22 protein-coding genes and 2 pseudogenes are annotated in these 25,816 nt (G+C 42.5%); 16 read left to right on the forward strand and 8 right to left on the reverse strand.

Going from position 1 to position 25,816, the window contains the following annotated elements:
- From FTT74_RS12645 to FTT74_RS12655, 3 genes and pseudogenes are all read left to right on the forward strand, one after another.
- Positions 1 to 117, forward strand: a pseudogene (locus FTT74_RS12645) (transposase); the annotation flags it as partial.
- Positions 118 to 133: 16 nt separating this feature from the next.
- A pseudogene (locus FTT74_RS12650) lies at positions 134 to 748 on the forward strand (HpaII family restriction endonuclease); the annotation flags it as partial.
- An 81-nt stretch (positions 749 to 829) separates the two neighbouring features.
- On the forward strand, positions 830 to 1,339 hold the full coding sequence (locus FTT74_RS12655) for a DinB family protein (protein ID WP_179989139.1): 510 nt from the start codon (positions 830 to 832) through the stop codon (positions 1,337 to 1,339).
- Positions 1,340 to 1,542: 203 nt separating this feature from the next.
- Here the strand turns inward: FTT74_RS12655 and FTT74_RS12660 are convergent, their stop codons facing one another.
- Positions 1,543 to 3,366 (reverse strand): acyl-CoA dehydrogenase C-terminal domain-containing protein, encoded by a 1,824-nt coding sequence (locus FTT74_RS12660; RefSeq protein ID WP_179989138.1) that lies wholly within the window; start codon positions 3,364 to 3,366, stop codon positions 1,543 to 1,545.
- Between the two features lie 225 nt (positions 3,367 to 3,591).
- Here FTT74_RS12660 and FTT74_RS12665 point away from each other — a divergent pair, with 225 nt between their 5' ends.
- Positions 3,592 to 5,982, forward strand: a complete 2,391-nt coding sequence (locus FTT74_RS12665) for a hypothetical protein (protein WP_179989137.1) — start codon at positions 3,592 to 3,594, stop codon at positions 5,980 to 5,982.
- A gap of 102 nt (positions 5,983 to 6,084) precedes the next feature.
- Here the strand turns inward: FTT74_RS12665 and aroE are convergent, their stop codons facing one another.
- From aroE to hemF, 3 genes are all read right to left on the reverse strand, one after another.
- Positions 6,085 to 6,873 (reverse strand): shikimate dehydrogenase, encoded by a 789-nt coding sequence (gene aroE / locus FTT74_RS12670; protein ID WP_004974625.1) that lies wholly within the window; start codon positions 6,871 to 6,873, stop codon positions 6,085 to 6,087.
- Positions 6,874 to 6,969: 96 nt separating this feature from the next.
- Positions 6,970 to 7,176, reverse strand: a complete 207-nt coding sequence (locus FTT74_RS12675) for a hypothetical protein (RefSeq protein WP_004974627.1) — start codon at positions 7,174 to 7,176, stop codon at positions 6,970 to 6,972.
- Between the two features lie 317 nt (positions 7,177 to 7,493).
- The gene (hemF, locus tag FTT74_RS12680) at positions 7,494 to 8,438 is read right to left on the reverse strand and encodes an oxygen-dependent coproporphyrinogen oxidase (RefSeq protein WP_004974629.1); all 945 of its coding nucleotides are present in this window, start codon (positions 8,436 to 8,438) and stop codon (positions 7,494 to 7,496) included.
- 231 nt (positions 8,439 to 8,669) lie between these two features.
- Here hemF and hemN point away from each other — a divergent pair, with 231 nt between their 5' ends.
- Positions 8,670 to 10,043, forward strand: a complete 1,374-nt coding sequence (gene hemN, locus FTT74_RS12685) for an oxygen-independent coproporphyrinogen III oxidase (protein WP_004974631.1) — start codon at positions 8,670 to 8,672, stop codon at positions 10,041 to 10,043.
- A gap of 44 nt (positions 10,044 to 10,087) precedes the next feature.
- Here the strand turns inward: hemN and ribA are convergent, their stop codons facing one another.
- The gene (gene ribA / locus FTT74_RS12690; protein ID WP_004974633.1) at positions 10,088 to 10,690 is read right to left on the reverse strand and encodes a GTP cyclohydrolase II; all 603 of its coding nucleotides are present in this window, start codon (positions 10,688 to 10,690) and stop codon (positions 10,088 to 10,090) included.
- Positions 10,691 to 10,998: 308 nt separating this feature from the next.
- Here ribA and dxs point away from each other — a divergent pair, with 308 nt between their 5' ends.
- The 8 genes from dxs (at position 10,999) to FTT74_RS12730 (ending at position 19,782) form a co-directional block, all read left to right on the forward strand.
- The gene (dxs, locus tag FTT74_RS12695) at positions 10,999 to 12,909 is read left to right on the forward strand and encodes a 1-deoxy-D-xylulose-5-phosphate synthase (RefSeq protein ID WP_154320293.1); all 1,911 of its coding nucleotides are present in this window, start codon (positions 10,999 to 11,001) and stop codon (positions 12,907 to 12,909) included.
- A 104-nt stretch (positions 12,910 to 13,013) separates the two neighbouring features.
- On the forward strand, positions 13,014 to 13,844 hold the full coding sequence (locus tag FTT74_RS12700; protein ID WP_019836885.1) for an inositol monophosphatase family protein: 831 nt from the start codon (positions 13,014 to 13,016) through the stop codon (positions 13,842 to 13,844).
- A 484-nt stretch (positions 13,845 to 14,328) separates the two neighbouring features.
- Positions 14,329 to 16,170, forward strand: coding sequence for a DEAD/DEAH box helicase (locus FTT74_RS12705; RefSeq protein ID WP_096901229.1), 1,842 nt, complete (start codon positions 14,329 to 14,331; stop codon positions 16,168 to 16,170).
- Between the two features lie 389 nt (positions 16,171 to 16,559).
- Positions 16,560 to 17,378, forward strand: a complete 819-nt coding sequence (locus FTT74_RS12710; RefSeq protein WP_004974642.1) for an ABC transporter ATP-binding protein — start codon at positions 16,560 to 16,562, stop codon at positions 17,376 to 17,378.
- Positions 17,375 to 18,154, forward strand: a complete 780-nt coding sequence (gene mlaE / locus FTT74_RS12715) for a lipid asymmetry maintenance ABC transporter permease subunit MlaE (RefSeq protein WP_004974646.1) — start codon at positions 17,375 to 17,377, stop codon at positions 18,152 to 18,154. The genes FTT74_RS12710 and mlaE overlap by 4 nt, the downstream gene beginning before the upstream one ends.
- A complete protein-coding gene (locus tag FTT74_RS12720) occupies positions 18,154 to 18,831 on the forward strand; it encodes an outer membrane lipid asymmetry maintenance protein MlaD (RefSeq protein ID WP_131260598.1) in 678 nt (225 codons plus the stop codon). Before mlaE ends, FTT74_RS12720 begins: the two co-directional genes overlap by 1 nt.
- A gap of 15 nt (positions 18,832 to 18,846) precedes the next feature.
- Complete coding sequence (locus FTT74_RS12725; RefSeq protein WP_004974651.1) at positions 18,847 to 19,482, forward strand: phospholipid-binding protein MlaC; 636 nt, start codon at positions 18,847 to 18,849, stop codon at positions 19,480 to 19,482.
- A 12-nt stretch (positions 19,483 to 19,494) separates the two neighbouring features.
- Positions 19,495 to 19,782, forward strand: a complete 288-nt coding sequence (locus FTT74_RS12730) for a lipid asymmetry maintenance protein MlaB (RefSeq protein ID WP_154320296.1) — start codon at positions 19,495 to 19,497, stop codon at positions 19,780 to 19,782.
- Positions 19,783 to 19,913: 131 nt separating this feature from the next.
- Here the strand turns inward: FTT74_RS12730 and FTT74_RS12735 are convergent, their stop codons facing one another.
- Complete coding sequence (locus FTT74_RS12735; RefSeq protein ID WP_096901036.1) at positions 19,914 to 20,927, reverse strand: CorA family divalent cation transporter; 1,014 nt, start codon at positions 20,925 to 20,927, stop codon at positions 19,914 to 19,916.
- 154 nt (positions 20,928 to 21,081) lie between these two features.
- On the opposite strand from FTT74_RS12735, the gene FTT74_RS12740 reads away from it, so the two are divergent.
- Positions 21,082 to 21,684 carry a TIGR00730 family Rossman fold protein gene (locus FTT74_RS12740; protein ID WP_026438479.1) on the forward strand — a complete coding sequence of 201 codons (603 nt, stop codon included), beginning with the start codon at positions 21,082 to 21,084 and terminating at the stop codon, positions 21,682 to 21,684.
- 1 nt (position 21,685) lies between these two features.
- Positions 21,686 to 22,096 carry an NUDIX domain-containing protein gene (locus FTT74_RS12745; protein WP_004974664.1) on the forward strand — a complete coding sequence of 137 codons (411 nt, stop codon included), beginning with the start codon at positions 21,686 to 21,688 and terminating at the stop codon, positions 22,094 to 22,096.
- Positions 22,097 to 22,170: 74 nt separating this feature from the next.
- Here the strand turns inward: FTT74_RS12745 and FTT74_RS12750 are convergent, their stop codons facing one another.
- A complete protein-coding gene (locus tag FTT74_RS12750; RefSeq protein WP_179989136.1) occupies positions 22,171 to 22,806 on the reverse strand; it encodes a ComF family protein in 636 nt (211 codons plus the stop codon).
- Between the two features lie 18 nt (positions 22,807 to 22,824).
- Positions 22,825 to 24,870 (reverse strand): ATP-dependent DNA helicase RecG, encoded by a 2,046-nt coding sequence (gene recG, locus FTT74_RS12755; protein ID WP_179989135.1) that lies wholly within the window; start codon positions 24,868 to 24,870, stop codon positions 22,825 to 22,827.
- A 36-nt stretch (positions 24,871 to 24,906) separates the two neighbouring features.
- Between recG and FTT74_RS12760 the strand changes: the two genes are divergently transcribed.
- Positions 24,907 to 25,686, forward strand: coding sequence for an NAD(P)H-binding protein (locus FTT74_RS12760; RefSeq protein ID WP_179989134.1), 780 nt, complete (start codon positions 24,907 to 24,909; stop codon positions 25,684 to 25,686).
- Positions 25,687 to 25,816 lie beyond the last annotated feature (130 nt).

The raw sequence follows: 25,816 nt of genomic DNA on the forward strand, positions 1-25,816 counted from the left end.
TGGAAGCAGATGAAATATTATTGGCGAGATTTTCAAGTCATGACAGCTGATAAAATAGAGCAATGGGTGGAGAGAGTATCAAACCAATTCGGAAAAGAATACATGTTTACTTTTTAATGACAGCTTAAATGCAGGAAAGACAACAAATTTTATTTTTGAAATAAAAAATATTTGCCTAACCGAAAAAGAGATTGAAGATTTTAATCAGCTTGCATTGCCACAACCAATTATTAAATCTCGTATAGCACATTTAAAAATGTTGGGAGCCGATATTAAATTTTCCCATTTAAATAATGCTGTATTTGAGAATAATTTAATTTTGTTGGATAGTTTACTACCAAAAATTATGGCAGAAGCTATATTTAAATATTACACATCAACTCTTAATTCAGTTAAAGATATTTTTAATGAAATTTCTTATGAAAATCCAATGAAATATTCTTTTGAACATCAGCATCCTTTTTATCAGTTTAAAATTAAAAAATTATTGTGTGAAATAGCAATTGGAATGATGCCTGGTACAGTTTGGACAGGTAACGAAATTGATTCTACAGGTGGATATTTAGTAATTAAAGAAGATGGCGAGATCATTTGCTATCATCTGTATCATCGCCATGAATTTGAAGAGTATTTATACAATAATACAAAGTTTGAGATGGCAAGTAAAACCAAGCATGATTTTGGTCAATTATTTCTAAAGGACAATAAATTGTATCTGTCTTTAAATCTACAAATTCGCTTTAAATGATTAAAAATATATCTTTTATCTTAATATAGTTTGAACTTTTGATTCAATTTTCATAATAAAACTCAAATAGGATAATTTTAAATGGATTTAAAAACGTTTGAGTTACTTGCCCGCTATAATCTTTGGGCAACTCAAAAACTAAATCAGACTTTGCTATTGGTTTCAGATGATGATTTTTTCTTGGATCAGGGCTTATATTTTAAAAGTATTTTTGGCACTCTGAATCACTTGTTGGTCGGTGAGCATCATTTGTGGTTTCCACGTTTTGCTTTGCACCACTCACCAATTTTGCCATTAGATAGTATTGTGGAAACCAACAGAACACAGCTTGTTGAGCAACTTGAAAAGAAGGCTGAAAACTGGATTTATTTTTTAAATCAGGTGGATGAGAAAGTTTTCCATCAAGAGCTGCACTATAAAACATCAACTGATGTGGCGATGCACTTACCCTATGCTGCAACCCTAATGCATGTGTTTAATCATGCAACTCATCATCGTGGGCAAATTACCGCGGCTTTAACCGCAATGGGATATGTCTGTCCTGAGCTGGATTTAATTTATATGTTGCTAGAAGACCAGACTAAGAAGTAAATTGAATGAAACGATTAGAAATTTTATGTCTAGTGATTTTAATTTTTCTGATTTTATATCTGATTCAGTGGGTATTTCATGGTTTTCCAACAGCGCATTAAAAGTAATTTTAATTGATGTGTAAATTCGAGTACTGACTTTTTGAAGTACACACCAAAAGAGCGCATTACGCGCTCTTTTGATTTACATCTGCTTAGAATATTTTAGTAGTCAAAACTAAAATATTCTGGTGCTAATGCAGTCATGGTTTTAGATGGATTAACCATTGCTTCTGCATGACCTTGAGTACGTGGCAATAAACGCTCAAAGTAGAAATCGGCAACTTTGATTTTGGCTTTATAGAACTCAGGTGTTTCCTGACCATTGCCTTCAGCCAATTTGGTCGAAGCCACAGCCGCTTGTTGCGCCCAGAAATAAGCCATCATGACATAACCAGAGAACATCAAGAAGTCCACTGAAGCACTGGATACGATGTCACGGTCTTTACGTGCTGCCAACATAATGCGCACGGTTAATGCGTTCCATTGAGCACATAGCTTGGTTAAGTCCCATGCAAAACGACGCATGTATTTGTTACGTGCATGCTGACCACAGAATTTCAAAATTTCAGCGGTGTAGTCACGAATCACTTTACCTTTAGAGCTTAACAACACTTTACGACCAATCAAGTCGAGCGCCTGAACGCCAGTTGTACCTTCATATAAGGTAGAAATACGTGAATCACGTACAATTTGCTCCATGCCCCATTCTTTAATATAGCCGTGACCGCCGTACACTTGCATGCCGTGGTTGGCAGCTTCATAACCCATTTCAGTTAAGAAACCTTTTAAGATTGGCGTATAGAAACCTAAATGGTCATCATGCGCTTCAAAAGCAGCAGTATCACCACGCATTAAAGCGTCGTTCATTTTATCTGCCAATTGTGCAGCATGATAAATCATGGCACGACCACCTTCTGCTACGGCTTTTTGCGTTAAGAGCATACGACGTACATCGGCATGGTGAATGATTGCATCAGCTACTTTTTCAGGGTCTTTTTTACCTGAAAGGGCACGCATCGACATACGTTCTTTAGCATACGGCAATGCACCTTGGAATGCCAATTCTGCATGGCAAATCCCCTGAATTGCTGTACCAATACGCGCAGTATTCATAAAGGTAAACATGGCATGTAAGCCTTTGTGTGGTTCACCAATCAAATAACCCACGGCATTGTCAAAGTTTAGGACTGCAGTTGCAGACGCGCGAATCCCCATTTTGTGTTCAATTGAGCCACAAGTTACAGGATTGCGTTCACCCACCGTACCTTCTGCTGTTGGCAAGAATTTCGGTACGATAAATAATGAAATACCTTTCGTGCCTGCAGGTGCATCTGGGAGGCGCGCTAACACAATATGAATGATGTTTTCAGTCAGGTCATGTTCGCCTGCAGAAATAAAGATTTTGGTGCCTGAAATTGCATAAGTACCATCAGCCTGCGGTTCTGCTTTAGTTTTTACCTGACCTAAGTCGGTACCGCATTGTGGTTCAGTTAAACACATGGTGCCTGACCAAGTACCTGCAACCAAGTGCGGTAAATAGGTATCTTTTTGCGCGTCTGTACCAAATTGCATAATGGTGTTGATACAACCCACGCTTAAACCTGGATACATTTGGAATGACCAGTTTGCAGTACCCATCATTTCAGATTTAATGAGGTTTAGCGACATTGGCAGGTTTTGACCGCCGTATTGTTCAGGATAAGACAGACCTTGCCAGCCACCTTGCACAAATTGGTCATAGGCTTCTTTAAAGCCTTTCGGTGTGGTCACATTGCCATTTTCAAAATGACAGCCTTCTTCATCGCCTGATTGATTGAGTGGAGAAAGTACATTTTCACAGAAATCTGCTGCACCTTCCAAAATCATATCGACTGTATCTGCGTCCGCAAGTTCACCGTTAGAAAGATTTTTGTAATGGGTCGGGTAATCAAGCACTTCGTTCATTAAGAAACGAATATCGTGTAATGGGGCTTTATATGCTGGCATAGTCTTAATCCTAATTTAGAAATAGTTTTGGATTATCTGTATCGATATGTTGATTATTCACACTCATGATCAAAAAACATTGATAAGAATAGCGAATAAAAATGTCAGAAATGCGAATACTGAAAATTATTCACCTTACAAAAACGAATGAAGTGTTATGTTACAATGTATCATAATCTGTACGTTTGAACAGACCAATCTATAATGAATATAAGGTGTTTAGCAATGAAGATACAATTAAAATATTTATCTTTATGTCTTTTTAGTTTAGCTGCTACAGGTTGTTCGCAGCATGTCATTAAGACCAATTCCAATCAGACGGTAAGTATAGAACAAAAGGCAATTACGGGGTTAAATGCCATCTTTGAAACACCTAGTTATGATTTTCAGGGCAAATTACGGGTACAGAGCAATTTAGTTGAAGCAACACCAAAAGTAACGGATATTGCTCCTACCACACTTGATCCTGTACTTAAAAAGCAATTAGATCAGTATTTAAAACAGCAAAAAGTCCGTTTAAGTACACAAGAAAAACAAAACTTATATACGGCAATGGCTAAGGAACAAAACTCTGCTTCCTATGCTGCAGGGGCAATCGAAAAATCGAGTCCTTTTAATTTTCTGTTGAATGTATTGAATGATACTGAGTTTAGCTACGATGGCTCGGTGCATTATCGGCAAAAAATTGCCGCTTTGAATGTGGCAGCACGCTATGAAAAACCGACACTTTTGGTGCAAATGAAAGTACCGATGGTGGTCGATTTTAATGAATATAAGTTCTATACCAACTATTTTTCTTTGTTGCCTTATTTGGTGAATAAAGACAGTCAAAATGACTTTGCCTATATCGACTTTTCTAAATACAAAGCCGATTTTGAGCGGATTAAAGTGGCACAATTTGCCGAATACTTAAAAGCCATGAATGCGGTGCCGTATGTATTGGCAGATTCTAAACATATTCAAAAGTTATCTTTAACTGCACAAGACCGTCAGCAAAAAATTAGTGAAAAAATTCGTTTGAACAGTAGTTTGGAAGATATGTTGCTGCAGCTTGCCATGTTTGATCAGGTCAATGCACCGTATTTGCAACAGACTGTATTGGGGCAGGCGACCACAACCGAAGATGCTGCTGAACAAGCTGAAATTACGCAAGATACATCGGCCAAAGAAAGTGTTGAAGACTACTTGAAACACAATGAAACTGCTGAAGATTATGGCATGAGCCAAGAGGCTTTTGTGGCGTATCAAGCCACCCTTGCTTTACGTGATTTGGTCAGTCAGAAATTTTATGCAACTGAAACGACAGTGAGTAATGTGGCAGATTATTCAGCAGATGCCAGTGAAGATGCCATGATCGCAGCTGAACAAGCCGTTGAAGCGGCTGCTGAGCAGGCAGAAGATTCAGCAAGCACCGCAAGTATGCTAAGCGAACAAGACTGTCAGCGTTTGATCGAAACAGCAAAAACAGCCAAAGTTGGAGATTTAACCTACTGTGCTTATGCCTATGAATTAGAAGCATTTAGCCCAAGTCGTGCTGAGCAGGCACAATCGGTTTTAGATGAGCACTTTGCTTCACCGCAAGAAAAGCTAGCTAAAGTTTTTGAACCATACCGTTCGGAACAATTGGTCGATGCCGCCGCTTTTGCAGCTTTGTGGCAAAAATATCAGGCTGAAATTCAGCAGATTATGAACACTACACCTAAAGATAAAAAAACACCGATTCAAATTGATGTGGCTTTAGATGATCAGGGGCGTGCTGCAAAAATTGATTATGCGTTGCAATTTAAACGCGAAAATTACGGCACAATTCATGTGTATAACGATGTCAGCATTGCGAATTATGGGCAAGCCAGCAAAATTGACCGTAGTGCGCTGCGTCAAGCCAAATCCATTCAAGAGGTCAGCAAAGACTCAATTTTAGAAAAATGGGTGACAAATTTAGGGCGGACTTTGGAGCAGGAAACTGCAGAAAATAAAGATAAGACCACTGTAAAACCTGCCTTAAGTTATGATGAAGAATTGGCGCAGTTGGCGCAAAAAACCTATCAACAAACAGAATCTTTTAGTCAGACTTATCAGACTTTATTTTTAGTGCACATGGCAGCAGAGCAAAGTACGTGGGTAAAAAATCTTAGTCCACAAACCTTGCAGGAAATGGCAGAAGTGTATGCCTATTGGTTCAGTGATGAGCGCTACTATGACCCGAAAGGTGCCGCGCTAAAACGGATTGAAGCTTTACAAGCCAAGCATCATTTAGAAGAAGATGAGCAATTCAATAATGCAATTGGTCGTCGTATCAATAATTTGACTGAAGATGCAGTCGATGAAAATAAAGTCGCACTTGAATGGCGTAAGCTGAAACAGCAATACAAGCAACCACAACAGATATTTGCTCAGCAATATTTAAAAGCCTATGAAGCAGCTTATGATTGGGATGTGCCTGACTTGGAGAATTTAAAGAAAACGGCACACATTTTGGGGCAGACGTATGTTGATCGTCAGCAGGGCAAATTGAGCCAAAATTCAATTCGCACTTTAACTGAAGATCAGGCTGAACAGATTGATTATGAGTTATATATGGATGTGTATGAAGATATGCAGAAATTTGTAAAATAAACCGTGGGTGAAAAATGGGCAATCAGCGTTCAACAAGATTGCCCAGTTTAAATAAAAAAATAGCCCTTTGCTGCTCAAGGGCTATTTTTATTTGGTGATGATTTAGAGGAAATCTTTTAATTCAGGTTTCACGCCATTCCAAATATAAAAAGATTCAATCGCCTGTCCGACCAGCATGCCAAAACCTTCCGATGTCGGTACGCCACGCGCTTTGGCTTGTTCTAAAAAGCTCGAAGGTTTGCCATAAGCCATTTCATAAGCAAAATTAAACTGCAAACACTCAGGCAAGGTGAGGGCATCTCCCGTTAAGCTGGCAGACGTCGCATTAATGGCTAAATCAAATTGACCTGTTAAATCGGTAAGTGCCATGGCTTGTAATTCTGCTTGCGGTACGGCAGCTTGTAGGTCAGCAACCAGTTGTTCAGCACGGACAAGGGTGCGGTTGGCAATCACAATTTTTTTTGCGCCTGCTTGTACCAACGGATAAATTACCCCGCGGGTTGCACCACCAGCGCCAATAATCAAAATATCACTGTGCTCTAAATTCCAGCCCAAAGCACGAATGGCATCAACCAAACCCTGACCATCGGTATTGTCGCCATGCAAAACACCATCTTGCATCCACAAGGTATTGACTGCTTTGGCAATTTTGGCACGTTCGGTTAATACGCCACATTGGGCAAATGCTTGCTCTTTAAAAGGCACGGTCACATTCATGCCTACACCGCCCTGATTAAAAAAGTCTGCAACACTGTCTCTAAAACCATCAAGAGGGGCAAGGCGTTTGCTGTATTGCAGGTCAATGCCTGTTTTTTCTGCAAAGGCATGATGCAGTTCAGGAGAACGTGATTGTTCAATTGGGTTGCCAATCACGGCAAATTGTTTGCGCATTTGCCAAAATCCATGTGCTGAAATGTGCATCAATATACGTTAAATTCAGCGCGGACTAAAGCCTATGGCGGTATAAAACGGTGGGAGTCTTTGGACTTAAGGATTACAAATCTCTAAAACGGTTTCTAATACCAAAATAGTGGCAATCACGAACATGGCAATGCCCGCTAAAATGCTGCTACTAATGGCTAAGCCATCTGAAAGATGACTTTCAAAAATAAAGGTCATGCAAATTGAGCCAAGTAACATGGCAAAGGTTGCCCAAAATAAAAAGATTTTGTGTTTGAACAGCGGGCTAAACATGCGGATCTCCTGACAGATGTGGCGCAGTGTGACATAAGGCTTTGACAGTTTGATGAATTCGCCTTTGACTCATGGTTTGATGTATGGATAGTTAAATCCTATTTGTGCATGGTCGAATAGGGTGCGCGGTCACATCATCTATTAAAATCCATCCGCACTATCATGACAGTTAATTCATGCTGTGCATATTTATTGATTTGAAAATAAGCAATAAAGTTTGTAAGTAAAAAAGCGATTCGTGGAAGAATCGCTTTTTTGAACCTTGAATGTGATCTTTTTTACACTGCGATGTAGCAAGGTTTCACCAGTCGCGAGCTTTAACTCGTCTTGAGATTTAACCAATCGCGTGGTTTTAAATAATAGTCAGTGAGTTTTTTCTCTGCGGAATCTTCTGCCCATTCAGGACGGTACGACCATCCCGCCAAGTTCGGTAAGCTGACTAAAATGGACTCAATCCGTCCACCTGTCTGCAAGCCAAATAAAGTGCCACGGTCATAGACCAGATTGTATTCCACATAACGTCCACGACGGTAAAGCTGGAACTCACGTTGTGCTTCGGTATAGGCTTTGTCACGATTACGCTCAAAAATAGGCAGAATTGCAGCCAAATAACCGTTACCCACCGCCTGAATATAGTTGAAACAGGTGTCAAAGTCCCATTGATTCAGATCATCAAAAAATAAACCACCCACGCCACGCTGTTCATCACGGTGCTTTAAATAAAAATAGTCATCACACCATTGTTTATGTTCTGCATAGACTTGATCGCCAAAAGGCGCACATAAGTCATGTGCTGTTTGGTGCCATGCCAACACATCTTCATCATTTGGATAAAATGGTGTCAGGTCAAAACCACCACCAAACCACCAAATTGGCGGTTGTCCTTCAGGTTCAGCGACAAATAAACGCACATTGGCGTGCGAGGTGGGTACATTTGGGTTTTTCGGGTGAATCACCAATGATACACCCATCGCCTGCGCAGGTGCGCCTGCAATATTGGGATGACGCTCAGTTGCAGAAGCAGGCAGTTTGGAAATATTGATATGCGAAAACATCACCCCGCCTTTTTCAATGACTGTACCGTTTTGTAAGACACGGGAACGACCACCGCCACCTTCAGGACGTTGCCAGTCATCAATTTCAAACTGTGCGCTTCCGCCACCTGCCTGTTCTTGTTGTTCTAAAGCCGCACAAATTCGCGCCTGCAAATCGAGAAGAAATTCACGTACACGTTGAATATCCGCGTGAGTAGGATGCGACATGGCCACCTCAGCATAAAAATAAAATGGCTTACATCAAAACATAAAACTGTCTAAAAATTAAGGGGTTTATCCAGTTTGCTGCAAATCGCTCAGGCAATTGCGCAAGGTGCTTTGTATTTCAGCATGTATTCCGAGCAAAAGACTAGGTTGATTTCCATGCCTAAGCTCAGCACAATAGTTTTTACAATCTAAATTTTAGTCAGCAGCAATTAACTGAATGGGGCAGAGTGGATGACACAGCAGGCAAATTCTTTAATTCAAAAATACAATGTGCCTGGACCACGTTATACCAGTTATCCAACCGTACCTTATTGGGATGATGCTACTTTTTCAGCCGAGGCATGGCAGCAGACGCTGAAGCGTTCTTTTGATGAATCTAATGCCAGCGAAGGCATTAGTCTGTATATTCATTTGCCATTTTGCGAAAGTCTATGCACTTTTTGTGGCTGTCATAAACGTGTCACCAAACGCCATGAAGTTGAACAGCCATACATTCAGGCGTTATTAAAAGAGTGGGACTTATATTGCCAATTGCTCGAAAGCACTCCCATCATTAAAGAAATTCACTTGGGCGGTGGCACACCAACTTTCTTTTCTGTCGAACATTTGACGCAGCTCATTCAAGGCATTCTGGCAAAAGCCAAAGTGGCAGAACAGCACGAATTTAGTTTTGAAGGTCATCCCAATAACACCACCCGCGAACATTTACAGGCCTTAAATGACTTGGGTTTTCGTCGGGTCAGTTATGGCGTGCAGGATTATAATGAAAAAGTGCAGCGCGCCATTCATCGGATGCAGCCTTTTGAGCATGTGCAACGTGTGACCGAGTGGGCGCGTGAAATTGGCTATGATTCTATTTCACATGATTTGGTTTTTGGTTTGCCCTTTCAAAATCTAGACGATGTACTGAATACCATTGAGCAGACCCAACGTTTAATGCCAGACCGTTTGGCATTTTACAGTTATGCGCATGTGCCATGGATTAAAGGCAATGGGCAGCGTGGTTTTAAAGATGAAGATGTACCTAAAGATGAATTAAAACGTCAGTGCTATGAAGAAGGCAAACAGCGTCTTTTGGCCTATGGTTATCATGAAATTGGGATGGATCACTTTGCCTTAGAACGTGATGGTATGTATCAGTCGTTTAAAAATGGTACCTTGCACCGTAATTTTATGGGCTATACCGCATCTAAAACGCAGCTTATGATTGGCTTGGGTGTTTCATCTATTAGCGACAGTTGGTATAGCTTTGCGCAAAATGAAAAAAGCATTGAAGATTATTATGCCCGTTTAGCCTGCAATGAAATTCCTGTGTTTAAAGGGCATGTGCTGGATCGGGAAGATTTGGTAATACGTCAGCATATTTTAAATTTAATGTGCAGCTTTGAAACGTCGTGGGCCAGTCCAGAATTGGCATTTCCTGAAATTGAGCAAGTGCTGCAACAGTTACAGGAAATGCAGGAAGATGAATTACTGCTCATTCAAGATCAGCACATTCAGATTTTGGAAAAAGGTAAACCTTTTGTGCGCAATATTTGTATGGCCTTTGATTTGCGTTTAAAACGCCGTATGCCGAATAATCGTATTTTTTCGATGACGATTTAAGTAAGTTGAGTAGAAATTATTTAATTCAAAAATTAAAAGGTGACTCAGAAGTCACCTTTATCATACATGTGCGCCATGCGTTCGTGTTTGGTTTGCAAATATTCTTCATTGAATGGATTTAGACCCACAGTTAAAGGCACACGGTCTACCACCGTAATCCCTTGTTCCTGTAATGCTTGAATTTTCAAAGGGTTGTTGGTGATTAAGCGCACAGCTTTAACCTGCAAATGATCTAGCATAATGCTGCACATATCATAGCGACGTGCATCGGCAGGTAAATTCAGCATTAAATTGGCATCCACCGTGTCATGTCCTTGATCTTGCAGGGCATAAGCACGAATTTTATTGGTCAAGCCAATCCCGCGACCTTCTTGGCGTAAATATAAAATCACACCTTGTCCTGCGTCATTAATCAGACGTTGAGTGGCTTGAAGCTGTGGGCCACAGTCGCATTTTAAAGACGCGAAAGCATCGCCAGTTAAACATTCTGAGTGAATCCGTACCAGAACGGGCTGGGTTGGCGCAGTGTCCAAACCTTTGGATAATGCCACGTGTTCTTCGCCAGTTTCAGGATCTTGAAATACCGTAATGTTGAATTCACCAAATGCGGTCGGTAATCGTGAGGTTGCGACAAACTTAATCGGCACTGTTTAACTCGTGAAATAGTCGATAAATTGTTTAAAGTATAGCGTAATGCTCAGACATTAGTAGAATAGCGAACACGAATTTATACAGAAGATTTTCTTTTTTGTATAAAGCGCACGATAATGGTTGATAAATAGTTAGATTATTCAGGATAATCTACCCACCCAACGTGTGCCCAACTGAAATCACTGCTCAAAACTACATCGCTAGAAATGTGGCTGATTGAAGGTAATACCATTCGGTTATATGATCGAGTAATTCCCATTGACCTCGCTTAGGATTTGCCAGGCTTTAGAAGGCTTTGCCACATATGCTGTATACAGAAATTCCAACTCAACGCCCTGTAACACCATTGCTCGATGAGATTGACCATCCGCAGCAATTACGTTTACTCGCGCAAAGCCAGCTTCCACAGGTGGCAGATGAGTTACGTCAATTCATTTTGTATGCCGCAGGTCAAAGTGGAGGACACTTTGGCGCAAACTTAGGCGTGATCGAACTGACCGTTGCGCTGCATTATTGCTTTAATACCCCACACGATCGCTTAATTTGGGATGTCGGTCATCAGGCTTATCCGCATAAAGCCCTAACAGGACGCCGCGAGCAACTCACCACCATTCGCGCCAAAGATGGTTTGGCTGCATTCCCTGCGCGTGAAGAATCTATTTTTGATACCTTTGGCGTTGGTCACTCCTCAACAGCAATTTCTGCAGGATTGGGGATGGCGTTGGCACGACGTTATCAACAAAACCCGTGTGAAGTTGTTGCCATTATTGGCGATGGTGCTATGACGGCAGGTATGGCTTTTGAAGCCATGAATGATGCAGTGGCCCACCAAGCCGATATGATGGTGGTGCTGAATGACAACGATATGTCAATTTCATGTAGCACAGGCGGCTTTGCCAAACATCTTGCTGCCATTTGGGAGCGTGGTGAATCGGTTTATGTCAGTGAAACAGGTGAGGCTTACGTGCAGCCGCATCCAAAATGGACATACAACTCACGTTTGCACTGTGCTGCCACTGAAGCTGCAGACAACTTATTTAAAGCGATTGGGTTTGATTATTTCGGCCCTTTCGATGGACATGATGTTGAACAACTCACACACGTGTTTAATGCGCTGAAAAAACGTAAAGGCCCACGTTTAATTCACGTTTACACTAAAAAAGGCAAAGGCTTTGCGCCTGCCGAAGCTGATCAAATTAAATATCATGCCATTGGTAAAATTCATGCCAAAGCTGCACCAGTTAGCGCACCTAAATATTCTGATGTATTTGGGCAGTGGTTATGTGATCAGGCAGAACAAGATTCACGATTATTGGCAATTACGCCAGCCATGTGCGAAGGTTCGGGCATGGTGCAATTTGCCAAACAATTCCCAGAACGCTATTTTGATGTCGCGATTGCCGAACAGCATGCGGTGACTTTGGCTGCGGGTATGGCCTGTGAAGGTTTGAAGCCTGTGGTGGCGATTTACTCTACCTTCTTGCAGCGTGGTTATGACCAACTGATTCATGATGTCGCTTTGCAAAATCTGGATGTTACTTTTGGTATCGACCGTGCAGGTTTGGTGGGTGAAGATGGCCCGACCCATGCAGGTGCTTACGACTATGCCTATATGCGTACCGTACCGAATATCGTCATTATGGCACCAAAAGACGAAAATGAATGTCGTCAAATGCTGCACACGGCTTACTTATATAACGGCCCTGCAGCAGTGCGTTATCCACGCGGGCATGGTTTGGGTGTCGAAATTCAGCAGCAGATGACTGCAATTCCATTAGGACAAGCTGAAATTGTGGCGCAGTTCAATCCACAATATGATGACTATATTTCAGTGCTGGCTTTTGGTAGCCGTGTGCAAGCGGCAGTTGAAGCGGCTGAAGCGTTTGCTCAGCAGCACGATGTCGCAGTACGTGTGGTGAATATGCGTTTTGTGAAGCCATTGGATGAAAAACTGTTAGCTGAGATTGCAGACAGCACTGTATTATTCGTCACTGTAGAAGAGCATGCGATTATGGGTGGTGCAGGCAGTGCCGTGAGTGAATACTTGGCGAAGGCCCAGATTGTCAAACCGATTATTCATTTAGGTTTAGAAGATAGCTTTATGCAACAAGCGACACATGGTCAAATGCTGCAACAGGCAGGTTTAGATGCACAAGGCATTGAAAAATCAATGCAAAATGCTTGGCAAAAACTGCATCAATCTATATTGAATTAATTTTTAGCAACACTTCTTCCCCAAAAGCCTCAATATTTGCTAAAATATTGGGGCTTTCATGCATTATTCTTTATCAAACTCTTCAAATTTGTAGTGGGTGTTCAATGGAACCTATGGTGGTGATGGCTGCGCGTGCGGCTCAAACAGTTGGTCAAGAGCTTTTAAAAGCGCATCAGAATCGTCATAAACTCGATCTACAAGTCGAAGAAAAAGGCATTGATGGTCCTGTAACGCGCGTAGATCGTTACCTCGAGCAATTGACCATTGATACATTACGCAAAAGTTATAAAAATCACAGCTTCCTGGGCGAAGAATTTGGCATGCAGGAAGGCAAAGGTCACGATGCCGACTGGTGTTGGGTGATTGATCCTTTAGATGGCACGCTAAACTTTGTTCACGGTTTCCCTCATTTCTGTATTTCGATTGCAGTGCAACACAAAGGTGTGACACAGCACGGTGTTATTTACGATCCTGTAAAAGATGAGTTGTTCTCTGCGAGCCGTGGCCGTGGTGCGATGATGAATCAACGTCGTATTCGTGTAAATGTAAAAGACAGTTTAGACAACACCTTCTTGGCAGTGGGTCATGCTTATCGTGCTAAGCGCGATGGCGAAATTGTTTCTTATGCCAAAAACCATTTTGAAAGTTTATTGAATGTGACAGAAGCAGGCGCTCAATACCGCCGTGCAGGTTCTGCTGCATTAGACTTGGCTTATGTGGCTGCAGGTCGTTTAGATGGTTATTTTGAACTTGGCTTAAAACCGTGGGATATTGCTGCGGGTGAGTTAATTGTGAAAGAAGCGGGCGGTACTGTGGTCGATGCACGTGGTGGCAGCGACTCTATGGAAAATGGGCAAGTTTTGGCATGTTCAATGAAAATGTTAAAACCACTTATGAAAGCGGTTGTGCCTGCTTGGGGCGAAGCAGCGAAATAATCAGCTGATCATATTTATACTTAAATAAGACACTTAGCAAAGCTCTCATCCTGAGGGCTTTTCTTTTACCTAACGGTCTAAAACTGCTGGTTTTAAATCTGTTGTTATCGTCCATATACTAGCCATAAAAGCAGAATCTATCACTGTTTACACAAAAAACTGCAAAAGTCGATTAAATAAGGTGACTTTTAAAATAATCCTGCTATAATCCGCGCACGCACTTAATTTCTGTTCATTACCTGAACATTTCTCTTCTAATCATTGTGTATGCGCGTGCGGTCCAAAGAGAGGACGATATCTCGCGCCCCAATCGCTAAAGCGATTCCTTCAGGTTAAGCCGTAATCATGCGTGCGTTATATCACATCGTCGTTACTCGGATCGCCGCTGAATCTTAAATTGTCAGCGATAATTGCTGTACCGCTTTTTGCCGATGTCCATCTGACTTTATTTAATGGAGCACCCATTTTCAGGGTGAAAATCTCTATGAGCAAAACTTTTGCTGATTTTTCTTTACATGAATCTTTACAACAAGCTTTAGAAGGCTTGAACTTTACTACGCCGACTCCTGTTCAAGAACAATCGATCCCAGCGGCACTTGAAGGTAAAGACTTATTGGTATCTAGCCAAACAGGTTCTGGTAAAACTGCTGCATTTTTACTCCCAACTTTAAACGCGCTTGCTAATCAAGATACTTTCGTACCATTTAAAGAGCGTATGAAAGCAATTACTCAGCCGTCAATTTTAGTGCTTTGCCCAACACGTGAATTGGCTCAACAAGTTAGCCAAGACGCGATTGCATTTGTACGTCACATGAAAGGTGTACGTATTGCAGCAATCATGGGTGGTATGCCTTTTGGTAAGCAAATCCAACAATTAAAAGGTGCGCAAGTGGTTGTAGCGACTCCAGGTCGTTTACTTGACTTGGTGAACCGTCGTCAAATCAAACTTGATAAAGTTGATGCCTTAATTGTAGACGAAGCTGACCGTATGCTCGATTTAGGCTTCTCTGAAGACCTAGAAGCGATTAGCGATTTAGCTGCTAACCGTAAGCAAACCTTGATGTTCTCTGCAACTTTTGCCAGCCGTATTATCACACTTGCAGAACGCATGATGAATGAGCCTGTACGTATTGCGATTGAAACAGGTCACTCAACGAACATGGACATCACCCAGACTTTACACTGGACTGATGGTTTCGAGCACAAGAAAAAATTATTGTCACACTGGTTATCTGATGAAGGTGTAGATCAAGCGGTTGTATTCGCATCTACTCAAGAAGATACCGATATGTTGGCTGAAGAATTGGCTGAAGCGGGTCACTCGGTTGTTGCGCTACATGGTGCAATGCCACAAACCGTTCGTAACCGTCGTTTACGCAGCATTCGTGAAGGCCGTGCAAAAATCTTGGTTGCAACAGACGTTGCAGCACGTGGTTTAGACGTACCAACTATTTCTCACGTGATTAACTTCGGTTTACCAATGAAAAATGAAGACTATGTACACCGTATTGGTCGTACAGGTCGTGCGGGCCGTACTGGTAACGCGATTACTTTGGCAACTTACCGTGAGCGTGGCAAAATCCGTGCGTTGGAAGATTTCTTAGATGCTCGTTTAAGCGTTTCAGAAATTGAAGGCTTAGAGCCATCTCCACCTCCAGCACGTTCTGGTCGTGACGGTGGTCGTGGTCGTCGTGATGGCGGTCGCGGTGGTCGTGGCGGTTTTGGTGGCGGTCGTCGTTTTGAAGGCGAAAGCAACTTTAAACGTCGTGAAGGCGGTGATGAACGTCCACGTCGCAGCTTTGATGACAAACCACGTGGTGAACGTCCTGCATTTGGTGAAGATCGTCCGCGTCGTGAGTTCAACTCAGACCGTCCACGCCGTGAAGGTGGTTTCGGTGACCGTCCACAACGTTCATTTGAAGATCGTCCGCGTCGCGAGTTCAACTCAGACCGTCCGCGCCGTGAAGGTGGTTTCGGTGATCGTCCACAGCGTTCATTTGATGACCGTCCACGTCGTGAATTTAATTCAGACCGTCCGCGTCGCGAAGGTGGCTTCAACGATAAGCCGCGTTTTGATGCGAATGATGACAACCGTGGCAACCGCGTAGACTACAAACCACGTCGTGAAGGTAGCTTCGGTGATCGTCCAAAACGTGATTTTGGTGATCGTCGTGAGGGTGGTTTTGGTGACCGTCAACCACGTTCGTTTGATGATCGTCCTAAGCGTTCTTTTGGTGGTGAAGATCGTCCACGTCGCGAGTTCAATTCAGATCGTCCACGCCGTGAAGGTGGTTTTGATCGCCCACGTCGTAAATTTAACGACTAAGATCGCGATAGCAATTTGTATAAAGAAAAACCAGTGCTCAGCACTGGTTTTTTTATGTTAAATATTTTTGTTTTAGATAAATAAAATGTACAATAAGTCACGTTTTTAACTCTATTTGCTAATTATGAACATCAATAGCTTACGATTGCTCATGCAGACGAGAGAGGGAATGATGCCGTATATTGGTTTAGCACTCATCTTATGCAATTTAATGTATTATATTATTTCTTCTTACTTTTAAATTGTTGCTGTCCTAAAAGTGATTTAAATAACAATAATAAGACTGCTTGAACAATACGTGCACAGTTTTTAAAAATTTGCTAGATAACATTTTGCGCTTCAATCCTTTATAGTATGCGTGCTGAAAAAATGCAGGAAGACCCTCAGCTATGAATAATCCAATGCCTCAACATGAGCCGTCATTGATTGAAGTCAATGAATTGAGCTTTAAACGAGGGAAACGTGTCATTTTCGAAAATGTCAGTTTAAAGATTCGCCGTGGTCAAATTACTGCCATTATGGGACCTTCAGGTACTGGTAAAACCACGTTATTACGTTTGATTGGTGGTCAGTTGACTCCCGATCATGGTGATATTTTTCTGGATGGAAAAAATCTTGCGCAAATGTCGCGTCAGGAGTTATTTGCTGCGCGCGCACGTATGGGCATGTTATTCCAAAGCGGTGCGTTATTTACCGATATGAGCGTATATGAAAACGTCGCGTTTCCATTGCGTGCACATACCCAGTTGCCTGAACATTTAATTGCAGAATTGGTGGCTTTAAAACTTGAAGCAGTCGGTTTGCGTGGTACAGAACAACTTATGCCTGCAGAACTCTCAGGCGGGATGAACCGTCGTGTGGCATTGGCACGTGCGATTGCGTTAGACCCTGAATTGATCATGTACGATGAGCCGTTTGCAGGGCAAGACCCGATTGTAAAAGGTGTGTTGACCCGTTTAATCCGTTCCTTGCGTGAAGCGTTGGATTTAACCACCATCATCGTCTCGCATGATGTTGGTGAAACTTTATCAATTGCCGACTACATTTATATTATCGCGGAAGGCGTGATTCAGGGCGAAGGTACACCTGCAGAATTAAAACAGCATGAATCGGCATTTGTACGTCAGTTCTTAACAGGCGCTGCCGAAGGGCCAGTCGATTATCAATTTAGCCATCGGGCTTATTTAAGTGATGAGGTGCGTTCATGAATGCTATTGCCGCATTAGGTCAACGCGTCATTGAGCGTGTTCGTGGCATTGGTGTCGCCACCCAAATGTTGTTGCAAATTCTATTTTCCATGCCAACCCTGCTTGGGGTGAAGCTGTTCCTGTACCAAATGTACCGTGTTGGCGTGATGTCGTTATTGATTATTGCGGTGTCGGGTTTATTTATTGGTTTGGTCTTGGGCTTACAAGGCTACTCCATTTTGGTCAATATCGGTTCAGAAGCCATGTTAGGCACCATGGTGTCTTTGACTTTATTGCGTGAGTTGGCGCCTGTCGTGGCTGCACTGTTATTTGCAGGACGTGCAGGCTCTGCCTTAACAGCAGAAATTGGTCTGATGAAAGCCACAGAACAATTGGCCAGTATGGAAATGATTGGGGTAGACCCACTCAAGCGTATTGTGTCACCACGTTTATGGGCAGGAATTGTCAGCCTGCCAATGCTCTCCATTATTTTTGCTGCGATTGGCATTATGGGCGGCAAAATGGTTGGGGTCGATTTTCTAGGTGTCGATGAAGGCTCTTTCTGGGGCGGTATGCAAAGCAGCGTGCAGTTCTATAAAGATATTTTTAACGGCACAATTATTAAAAGTTTTGTTTTTGCATTAATTTGTACTTGGATTGCAGTATATCAAGGCTATGCCTGTGTCCCAACATCGGAAGGCATTGCGACGTCAACCACACGAACCGTGGTGTATTCTTCATTATGTGTTTTAGGTTTTGATTTTGTGTTGACTGCGGTCATGTTCGGAGGTGTTTAATGAAATCACGTACAAGTGAGCTGGCCGTAGGTGTATTTGTCATTTTGACAGGCATTGCATTATTTTTCTTGGCTATGAAAGTCAGTGGATTGGTGGGTACCAATTTGCGCGACAGTTACAATATGACCGCAACTTTTGACAACGTGAATGGTTTAAAACCACGCGCCAAAGTCACTATGAGCGGTGTCACCATTGGTCGCGTCAATGATATTACCCTAGACCCTGTATCGCGTTTGGCTACAGTTGAATTTGAACTGGATGGCAAGTTGACCAGTTTTAATCCTGAACAACTAAAAACAGTGCAAAATTATGCGCTTGAAGAATTGCGTTACAGTGCAGAATACCAAGAAGCAAGCCCTCAGCAACAAAAAGAAATGGAACAACAACTGTTGGGTAACATGAAATCCATCACCAGTATTGATGAGGATGCTTACATAATGGTAGCAACCAATGGTCTATTGGGTGAGAAATATCTCAAAGTGGTTCCAGGTGGTGGTTTGAACTTTGTGAAGCGTGGCGAAAGTATTGCCAACACGCAAGGCACCATGGATTTAGAAGATTTAATCAGTAAGTTTATTACTGGCGGTGCAGCGAAAACATCCAACGCAGCGTCAGACGCAGATAAAGACACAGCGACAGCTGAAACAACAGATGCAGAAGTGTCATTTGTTGAGTAATGAAGGAGATTGTCCGTGAAAACACTTTTAAAGCAAACTCTGGCGGTAAGTGTACTTTCAACCATGTTGGCAGGAACTGCATTTGCTGCACCTGCAGAAGCGCCACCAGCTTTTGTGAAAAAAGTTGCCGATAGCTTGATTGCACGTTTAAAAGCAGATCATGCTAAATTGCAGAACAATCCAGCATTGGTCAAAACGATTGTGCGTCAAAACCTTGATCCGTATGTAGATGCACAGGCATTTACCCGTATTGTGATGGGTACTTATGCAACCAACCAATACAGTTCAGCAGCACAGCGCGCGCAGTTTGAGAAAAACTTCCGTGAAACTTTAATTGAGAACTATGGCACAGCGTTTGCGAAATTTAGCAACCAAAGCTATACCATGCGTCCTTATAAGGCGACCAACAGCAAGAACCCAGTGGTGACCATTGATTTCTTGCATAATGGTGAAAAAATTCCTGTGTCATTCCAGTTGGCAGACAAAGGCAGCCAATGGAAAATCCGTAACATTAACGTGTCGGGTATTGATTTAGGTTTGCAATTCCGTAACCAGTTTGCAGCGAACGTGAAGCGTAATGGCGGCAATATTGATAAAGCCATTGCAACCTTTAAGCCAGATGCAGAAGCTGCGGTTGAAAAGAAAAAATAGGTTAGGTGTGGCGTGATTGAATTATCAAATCAGGAATTATGTGTTTCTGGAAAAATAGATTTCAGTAATGCAGAGCAATATTACCAAAAAGGTCTGCAGTTGATTCGTCAGCAGCAGTTGCCTCTGGTGGTCAATTTGGCGCAGCTGGAACACGGAAGCACTTTAGCTTTGGCTGTTTTGGTGCAATGGTTGCGTCAGACGCCTGAAGCCAAAGGCTTACAGTTTAAAGCGGTTCCTGAAAAAATGATGAAGATCATTCAAGCCTGTCATTTGCAAGATGATTTACAGCTAATCGCCTAAAACTGAAAACCATAAAAAAGCACCTACTTGTAAGGTGCTTTTTTATTGCGTTTAGTTTTCCGCTTTATTCAAGTGAGGTGAGATTGCAAACCTCTCTAATCCGCTGCTAAAAGGAGAGGGAATAAAAGGCATCAAATCCATTTTTTCCATCTAAAGTAAATTAATGGGCCAATAAAGAAGCCAATTAAAATAATACTGACCACTATAAAACTGGTGGTACCTTTGGCAAAAGGTAACACGTCGGTGTTCATACCATAAACACTGGCAACCAACATCGGTGGTGCTAACATACTCGGTAAAATCGAGAATCGACGAATCGTATCGTTCTGTTCGGTGTTAATGAAGCCTGAAGTGGTATCGAGCAAGAAGCGCACTTTCTGGAATAAGAAGGCATCGTGTTCGACCAGTGAGCGTACATCTTCACTGAGTTCTCGAATGTCGGCATCGTAAATATGACTACCCAACGCACGCGGACGTGCCAAAAAGGTCAGGACACGACGTAAATCAATCAAACACAATTGCGCTTTTCCAAGCATGTCTTCTAATTGTGCCAGTCGGGTAATCATGTCATCGAGGTCTAAAATTTGCTCACGATGACGGTTATTCAGAACTTCTGTGGAATACTTTTCCAAGTCCTTGTGGATATCTTCTAAGATATCCGCAAGTTCGTCCAGTTTGGCTTCAAGCAAGCCTAAAAGCACCCAAGTCGGGTCTTTATAATCAATTTCGTAGTCGTTACGTCGTGCCCGTGCCCGAAATGCCCGAAATGCCACTAATTTTTCACCGCGTAGGGTAAACAGGTGTTCTTTATGTAAGATAAAGGCAACGGTTTGCACTGTGGCTAAAATACTGGAATTGTCTTCAGTTTCACCATCGACTTGATAGTTTTTATTTTTAGTTAAAAAATAGGTACTAATGTGTAAAATACCGTCATCATCACGGTAGAATCGCGCTGAAGATGAAATATCTTCCAAAGATTTTAAGGTTGGTAAATTTTGTGAGTATGCGTCTAGTACCCATTGCTGTTCTTCTTGTGAAGGGGCAATCAGGTCAATCCAGACCAGATCTGGATGCAAATCAAAACCACCGTTAATGGTGGCATCTTCCAGACTACCGCGCTCTGTGGCATAAAAGGCTTCAAGCATTCGTCTTTTCTCCTTGCGCAGTATGGGTTTTGTGGATGGGTGTATTTTAGACAAGGATCTTACTAAATACACTGCTCAGAATGCTATTTTATTTAAAAATCTCCCTGAAGTTTAATTTTATGGCATGACAGCCAGATAACATGGTGAAAAAATGATGTCGTCAATTGCTATTTTCTGTGGTTCTGCCCCAGGAAAAGATTCAGTTTTTGTTGAAAATGCACGAAAAGTGGGTGAAACATTGGCTGCACAAGGCAAAACTTTAATTTATGGCGGTGGACGCTCAGGCTTAATGGGTGTGGTGGCAGATAGTACTTTGGCCGCAGGTGGGCGTGCAATTGGTGTCATGCCTGAAAGTTTGGCAGAGCATGAATTGGCGCATCCGCATTTGACCGAATTACACATCGTAGAAAACATGCATGCCCGCAAAATAAAAATGTCAGAATTGGCCGAGGGCTTTATTGCTTTGCCGGGTGGTTCTGGAACTTTAGAAGAAATTTTTGAGCAATGGACGTGGGCACAATTAGGAATTCACTCAAAACCCTGTGCCTTTTTTAATGTAGCTGGCTTTTATGATGATTTGCTGAAGTTTTTAAGACAGACCTCTGAAAAAGGTTTTACTCAGCCACGTTTTTGTGAGGCATTGATTGTATCGAATTGTATTGACAATATTTTGCAGCAATTTGAACAATACCGTGTTCCTGAAATGAAATGGGAAGTGCCTGAGCTAGAGTGGGTGCAGCAGGAACTGGCGAAATAAAATGGCTGAGATCAACAACATCATTACCGTTGCAGCTGCAATTATTTTAAATGTCAAACAGCAGTTATTGGTGGTGCGTAAACAGCATACCGCGTGTTTTATGCAGGTCGGTGGCAAATTAGAACCCAATGAAGCGCCTGAAACGACCATGTTGCGAGAAATTGCCGAAGAAATTGGCTGTCAGGCGCAAATTCAACAATTTATTGGACGCTATGAAACAGCAACGGCCAATGAGCCCGACTGCCGTTTGGTCAGTTATGTGTATTGGGTTCAGCTTGATCAGGCACCAAAAATTGCTGCTGAAATTGCCGAAATGAAGTGGGTAGATTTGGATGATCAAGATACTTTGTTGGCACCGCTGACCCGTGAAGTGGTGATGCCGTGGTTAAAACAATATTTACAACAAAATTAAGAGCAGTTGATCATTCTTCTATATTTTAAGTTCAACTTTTTAATGCGTTGAGCATATTCAACCGAATAGTTTTTTTATTCAGCACTGGCCAGACAAACCGCCTCGACTTTTTGACAGCCGAGCTTGAGCAACTGCTGTTTGAGTGCATGAATTGAACTGCCCGTCGTGACCACATCATCCACAATTAAAACCCGACGAAAACGGATTTTAGGCGCAGCCTGAATTTGAAATTGCTGTTGGATGTCTTCCAATCGTTCTAAGCGACTTAAGCCTTTTTGCGCGTGCTGTTGTAAGCGGGTCACAGGTTGCCAAATCGGGACATTTAAATGCCGCGCTAGTCCTTTTGCCAACAATAAAGATTGATTGTAGCCGCGTTCAGTCAAGCGGGCAGTGGAAATTGGCATCGGTACAATGGCTTGGATTTTAGGATAAGACAGTTGTTTTAGCGCGCCTACTAAAAGCAGTTGGTAATGTAACTGCTGTTCATATTTAAATTGTTGAATGATGCGATTAATTGGATAGTGATAATCAAAAGTGACTTGAATCTGCATTTCTTGTCGTTGTACCGCTTGGCTACGCCACGGCAATTGTTGCCAACAGGTTTGACAGACCGAATGTTGCCATTGCGTGTCGCTATGGCAGAGCTGACACGGTTGCAGTTGGCGCAGCCATTGTATGCCGCATTGTAGTAGATTGATCGGCTGAGTCATCTTAGGACTGCAATCCGTTTAAACATAGGCATAACGTGGTGCCTCAGGCAGCCAGCGTTTTAGCAAAGCTTCGGCATGTGTAGGATAATCGTTTAAAATTTGCTGTGCCACATGATGCGCCTGTGCCAGAAAATGATCATCCCGTTCTAATTTAGCCACCCGAAAGCCCATATCTCCCGTTTGTTTGGTTCCTAAAAGTTCCCCAGGGCCACGCAGTTCTAAATCTTTTTCTGCAATCACAAAACCATCGTTGGTTTCGCGCATAATCCGCAAGCGTTCTTGTCCATTTTGCGAAAGTGGATTTTTATACAACAGGGCACAAAAACTGGCTTTGGCACCCCGTCCGACTCGTCCACGTAGCTGATGTAGCTGTGAAAGTCCTAAACGCTCGGCATTTTCGATCACCATAATTGAAGCATTCGGTACATCGACCCCGACCTCAATTACTGTGGTGGCAATCAGCAACTGTAATTGATTGTCTTTAAATTGCTGCATGACGGCTTGTTTTTCATCGGCTTTCATTTTGCCGTGTACCAGCCCAATATTCAGTTCAGGAAAGCGTTCTTTAATTTCAGCAAAAGTCGCCTCGGCAGCTTGCGCATCTAAGGTTTCCGACTGTTCCACCAAGGTACAGACCCAATAGGCTTGTTTGCCTTCGGCACAATTGCTGGCAATGCGTTGTAAGACTTCTTCACGCCGATCTAGCGGAATAGTCACCGTTTGAATAGGTGTACGTCCTGGCGGTAGTTCATCAATCACCGAAGTGTCCAAATCGCCATAGGCGGACATGGCTAAAGTTCGCGGAATAGGCGTTGCAGTCATCACCAATTGATGCGGTGTAGTGTGATTGGCACCTTTATTGCGCAAAGCCAGACGTTGATCGACCCCAAAACGGTGTTGTTCATCAATAATCACCAAACCTAATTTGGCAAATTGCACATTGTCCTGAAATAACGCATGTGTCCCAACCACCAAATTGGCGCTACCATCTTGAATGCTCAGTTCAGCCGCTGCGCGTGCTTTGCCTTTTTGTTTGCCAGACAACCATGCCACTGTTAAGCCCAATGGTTCAAACCATTTTTGAAAGTTCAGATAATGTTGTTCTGCCAAAATTTCAGTGGGTGCCATCAGCGCGACTTGCCAACCTTCTTCTAGCGCATGACACGCTGCGACTGCAGCGACCAGCGTTTTACCTGCACCTACATCACCTTGTACCAAGCGCAGCATGGGTTTATTACGCTGCAAATCCTGCATGATTTCTTGCGAAACCCGTTGCTGTGCGCCTGTCATTTGAAATGGCATGTTGCCGAGTAACGCAGGCGCTAGTTTTTGACTTGGGGAAAAGGCAGGTGAGGCAATTTGCTGAATATAAGCCCGTCGGGTCAGTAAACTGACTTGATGCGCCACCAATTCTTCAAAAATCAGGCGTTGCTGTGCAGGGTGAGAGCCTTGTGCCAATTGCAGCATATTGGCATTTAAAGGTGGATGATGAATATAATCCAACGCCTGCTTGAGTGCATAGCCATTGGTCATTTTTTCAGGCAGGAGCTCAGGCAAATCATCGCTATGCTGTGCCAAAGCTTGTTTGACGTATTCACGTAATTTGGCTTGGGTCAGCCCATCGGTGCTTGGGTAAATGGCAGTCAGTTGGGTTTTAGGCAGTGGGGTATGTTCAGTAATCAGTTGTAATTCGGGGTGATACATTTCCAGACCACGTGCTCCAACCCGTACTTCGCCAAATACTCTTAAACGATTGCCAAGTTTGGCACGATCTGTAATACCTTTATAAATATGATAAAAACGTAAGGTGATTTTTCCAAATTCATCTTCTAAATTGACAGCCATCGACTTGCGTTTACCCGGTGGAAAATCGACCCCTTTGACCACACCTTCGAGTAAATAGCTACGTCCCACGTTTAATTGGTTCATGGGGATGATCGTGCTACGATCTTCATAGTCACGCGGTAGATGAAACAACAAGTCATCTGTGGTGAAAATATTTAGTTTTTCGAGTAATGCAGCAGAGGCAGAGCCTACCCCTTGCAACTGATGGACTGCAGCCATGTCCCCTCAACTTCAAATGCTATGATTAGGTGCTGAATGCATATTCTATTTATTGGTTATGGTAAAACATCGCAGCGTGTTGCAAAACAACTATTTACGCTCGGTCATCAAATTACCACAATTAGCCGCAGTCCGAAAACAGATCCTGATATGACGCATCTGCTTCAGGATATTCAACAGCTCGATTTATCACAGATTCAACCTGTGGATGCCGTTTATGTATTACTTGCACCATCTCGGAATACGGTTTTGATTTCTGTAGAAGCGTATCAACAGACTTATGTAGATTCTGTTCAGCCGATTGTTACTGCATTAAAAGATCATCCTGTAAAGCGAATTATTGTGGTGTCATCTACACGGGTTTATGGTGAAAACGCAGGTGAATGTATTGATGATGATACTGTGCCTAAGCCGAGTGATGTGCAAGGTCAGTTGTTGTTGCAGATGGAACACTTGTGGCAACAGGCTTATCCTGAACAATGTGTGATTGTACGTCCTTCGGGTATTTATGGCACATCGGCAGCACGCATGCTCAAACTTGCGGAAAGCACACAAAGTTACCCGAATATACATTGGTCAAATCGGATTCATATTGATGATTTGGCAGGTTTTTTGGCACATTTACTTCACGTGGAACATCCAGAACCATCATATATTTGCAGCAATAACCAAGCTCAGCCTTTGCATGAAATGATTTTAAAGATTCAGCGTGAATTGAATTTACCTGAGTTGGTGTTGGAAGGTGAGTGTGAAACAGGGAAAAGGATTTTTGCTCAGAGGATGGTGGCGAGTGGGGTTGAATTATTCAATGTGTAATCATTTATCAAATGGAGCGTAAAACTCAGTCCTTCAGGTCAGAGATATAAGCGACACGACATGAAGTGTCGTTTGATTTAACTAAGGACTATTTTCCTTGAGTTTTGATTGTTAATATAAGTACATGAAA

Source organism: Acinetobacter sp. YH01007 (assembly GCF_013420425.1).
Taxonomy (GTDB): Bacteria; Pseudomonadota; Gammaproteobacteria; order Pseudomonadales; family Moraxellaceae; genus Acinetobacter; species Acinetobacter towneri.

What these genes read in the sequence shown, in the direction of transcription:
- FTT74_RS12655 (WP_179989139.1), top strand. Translation starts at nt 830, where the DNA reads ATGGATTTAAAAACGTTTGAGTTACTTGCCCGCTATAATCTTTGGGCA.
- FTT74_RS12660 (WP_179989138.1), bottom strand. Translation starts at nt 3,366, where the DNA reads ATGCCAGCATATAAAGCCCCATTACACGATATTCGTTTCTTAATGAAC.
- FTT74_RS12665 (WP_179989137.1), top strand. Translation starts at nt 3,592, where the DNA reads ATGAAGATACAATTAAAATATTTATCTTTATGTCTTTTTAGTTTAGCT.
- aroE (WP_004974625.1), bottom strand. Translation starts at nt 6,873, where the DNA reads ATGCGCAAACAATTTGCCGTGATTGGCAACCCAATTGAACAATCACGT.
- FTT74_RS12675 (WP_004974627.1), bottom strand. Translation starts at nt 7,176, where the DNA reads ATGTTTAGCCCGCTGTTCAAACACAAAATCTTTTTATTTTGGGCAACC.
- hemF (WP_004974629.1), bottom strand. Translation starts at nt 8,438, where the DNA reads ATGTCGCATCCTACTCACGCGGATATTCAACGTGTACGTGAATTTCTT.
- hemN (WP_004974631.1), top strand. Translation starts at nt 8,670, where the DNA reads ATGACACAGCAGGCAAATTCTTTAATTCAAAAATACAATGTGCCTGGA.
- dxs (WP_154320293.1), top strand. Translation starts at nt 10,999, where the DNA reads ATGCTGTATACAGAAATTCCAACTCAACGCCCTGTAACACCATTGCTC.
- FTT74_RS12700 (WP_019836885.1), top strand. Translation starts at nt 13,014, where the DNA reads ATGGAACCTATGGTGGTGATGGCTGCGCGTGCGGCTCAAACAGTTGGT.
- FTT74_RS12705 (WP_096901229.1), top strand. Translation starts at nt 14,329, where the DNA reads ATGAGCAAAACTTTTGCTGATTTTTCTTTACATGAATCTTTACAACAA.
- FTT74_RS12710 (WP_004974642.1), top strand. Translation starts at nt 16,560, where the DNA reads ATGAATAATCCAATGCCTCAACATGAGCCGTCATTGATTGAAGTCAAT.
- mlaE (WP_004974646.1), top strand. Translation starts at nt 17,375, where the DNA reads ATGAATGCTATTGCCGCATTAGGTCAACGCGTCATTGAGCGTGTTCGT.
- FTT74_RS12720 (WP_131260598.1), top strand. Translation starts at nt 18,154, where the DNA reads ATGAAATCACGTACAAGTGAGCTGGCCGTAGGTGTATTTGTCATTTTG.
- FTT74_RS12735 (WP_096901036.1), bottom strand. Translation starts at nt 20,927, where the DNA reads ATGCTTGAAGCCTTTTATGCCACAGAGCGCGGTAGTCTGGAAGATGCC.
- FTT74_RS12740 (WP_026438479.1), top strand. Translation starts at nt 21,082, where the DNA reads ATGTCGTCAATTGCTATTTTCTGTGGTTCTGCCCCAGGAAAAGATTCA.
- FTT74_RS12745 (WP_004974664.1), top strand. Translation starts at nt 21,686, where the DNA reads ATGGCTGAGATCAACAACATCATTACCGTTGCAGCTGCAATTATTTTA.
- FTT74_RS12750 (WP_179989136.1), bottom strand. Translation starts at nt 22,806, where the DNA reads ATGACTCAGCCGATCAATCTACTACAATGCGGCATACAATGGCTGCGC.
- recG (WP_179989135.1), bottom strand. Translation starts at nt 24,870, where the DNA reads ATGGCTGCAGTCCATCAGTTGCAAGGGGTAGGCTCTGCCTCTGCTGCA.
- FTT74_RS12760 (WP_179989134.1), top strand. Translation starts at nt 24,907, where the DNA reads ATGCATATTCTATTTATTGGTTATGGTAAAACATCGCAGCGTGTTGCA.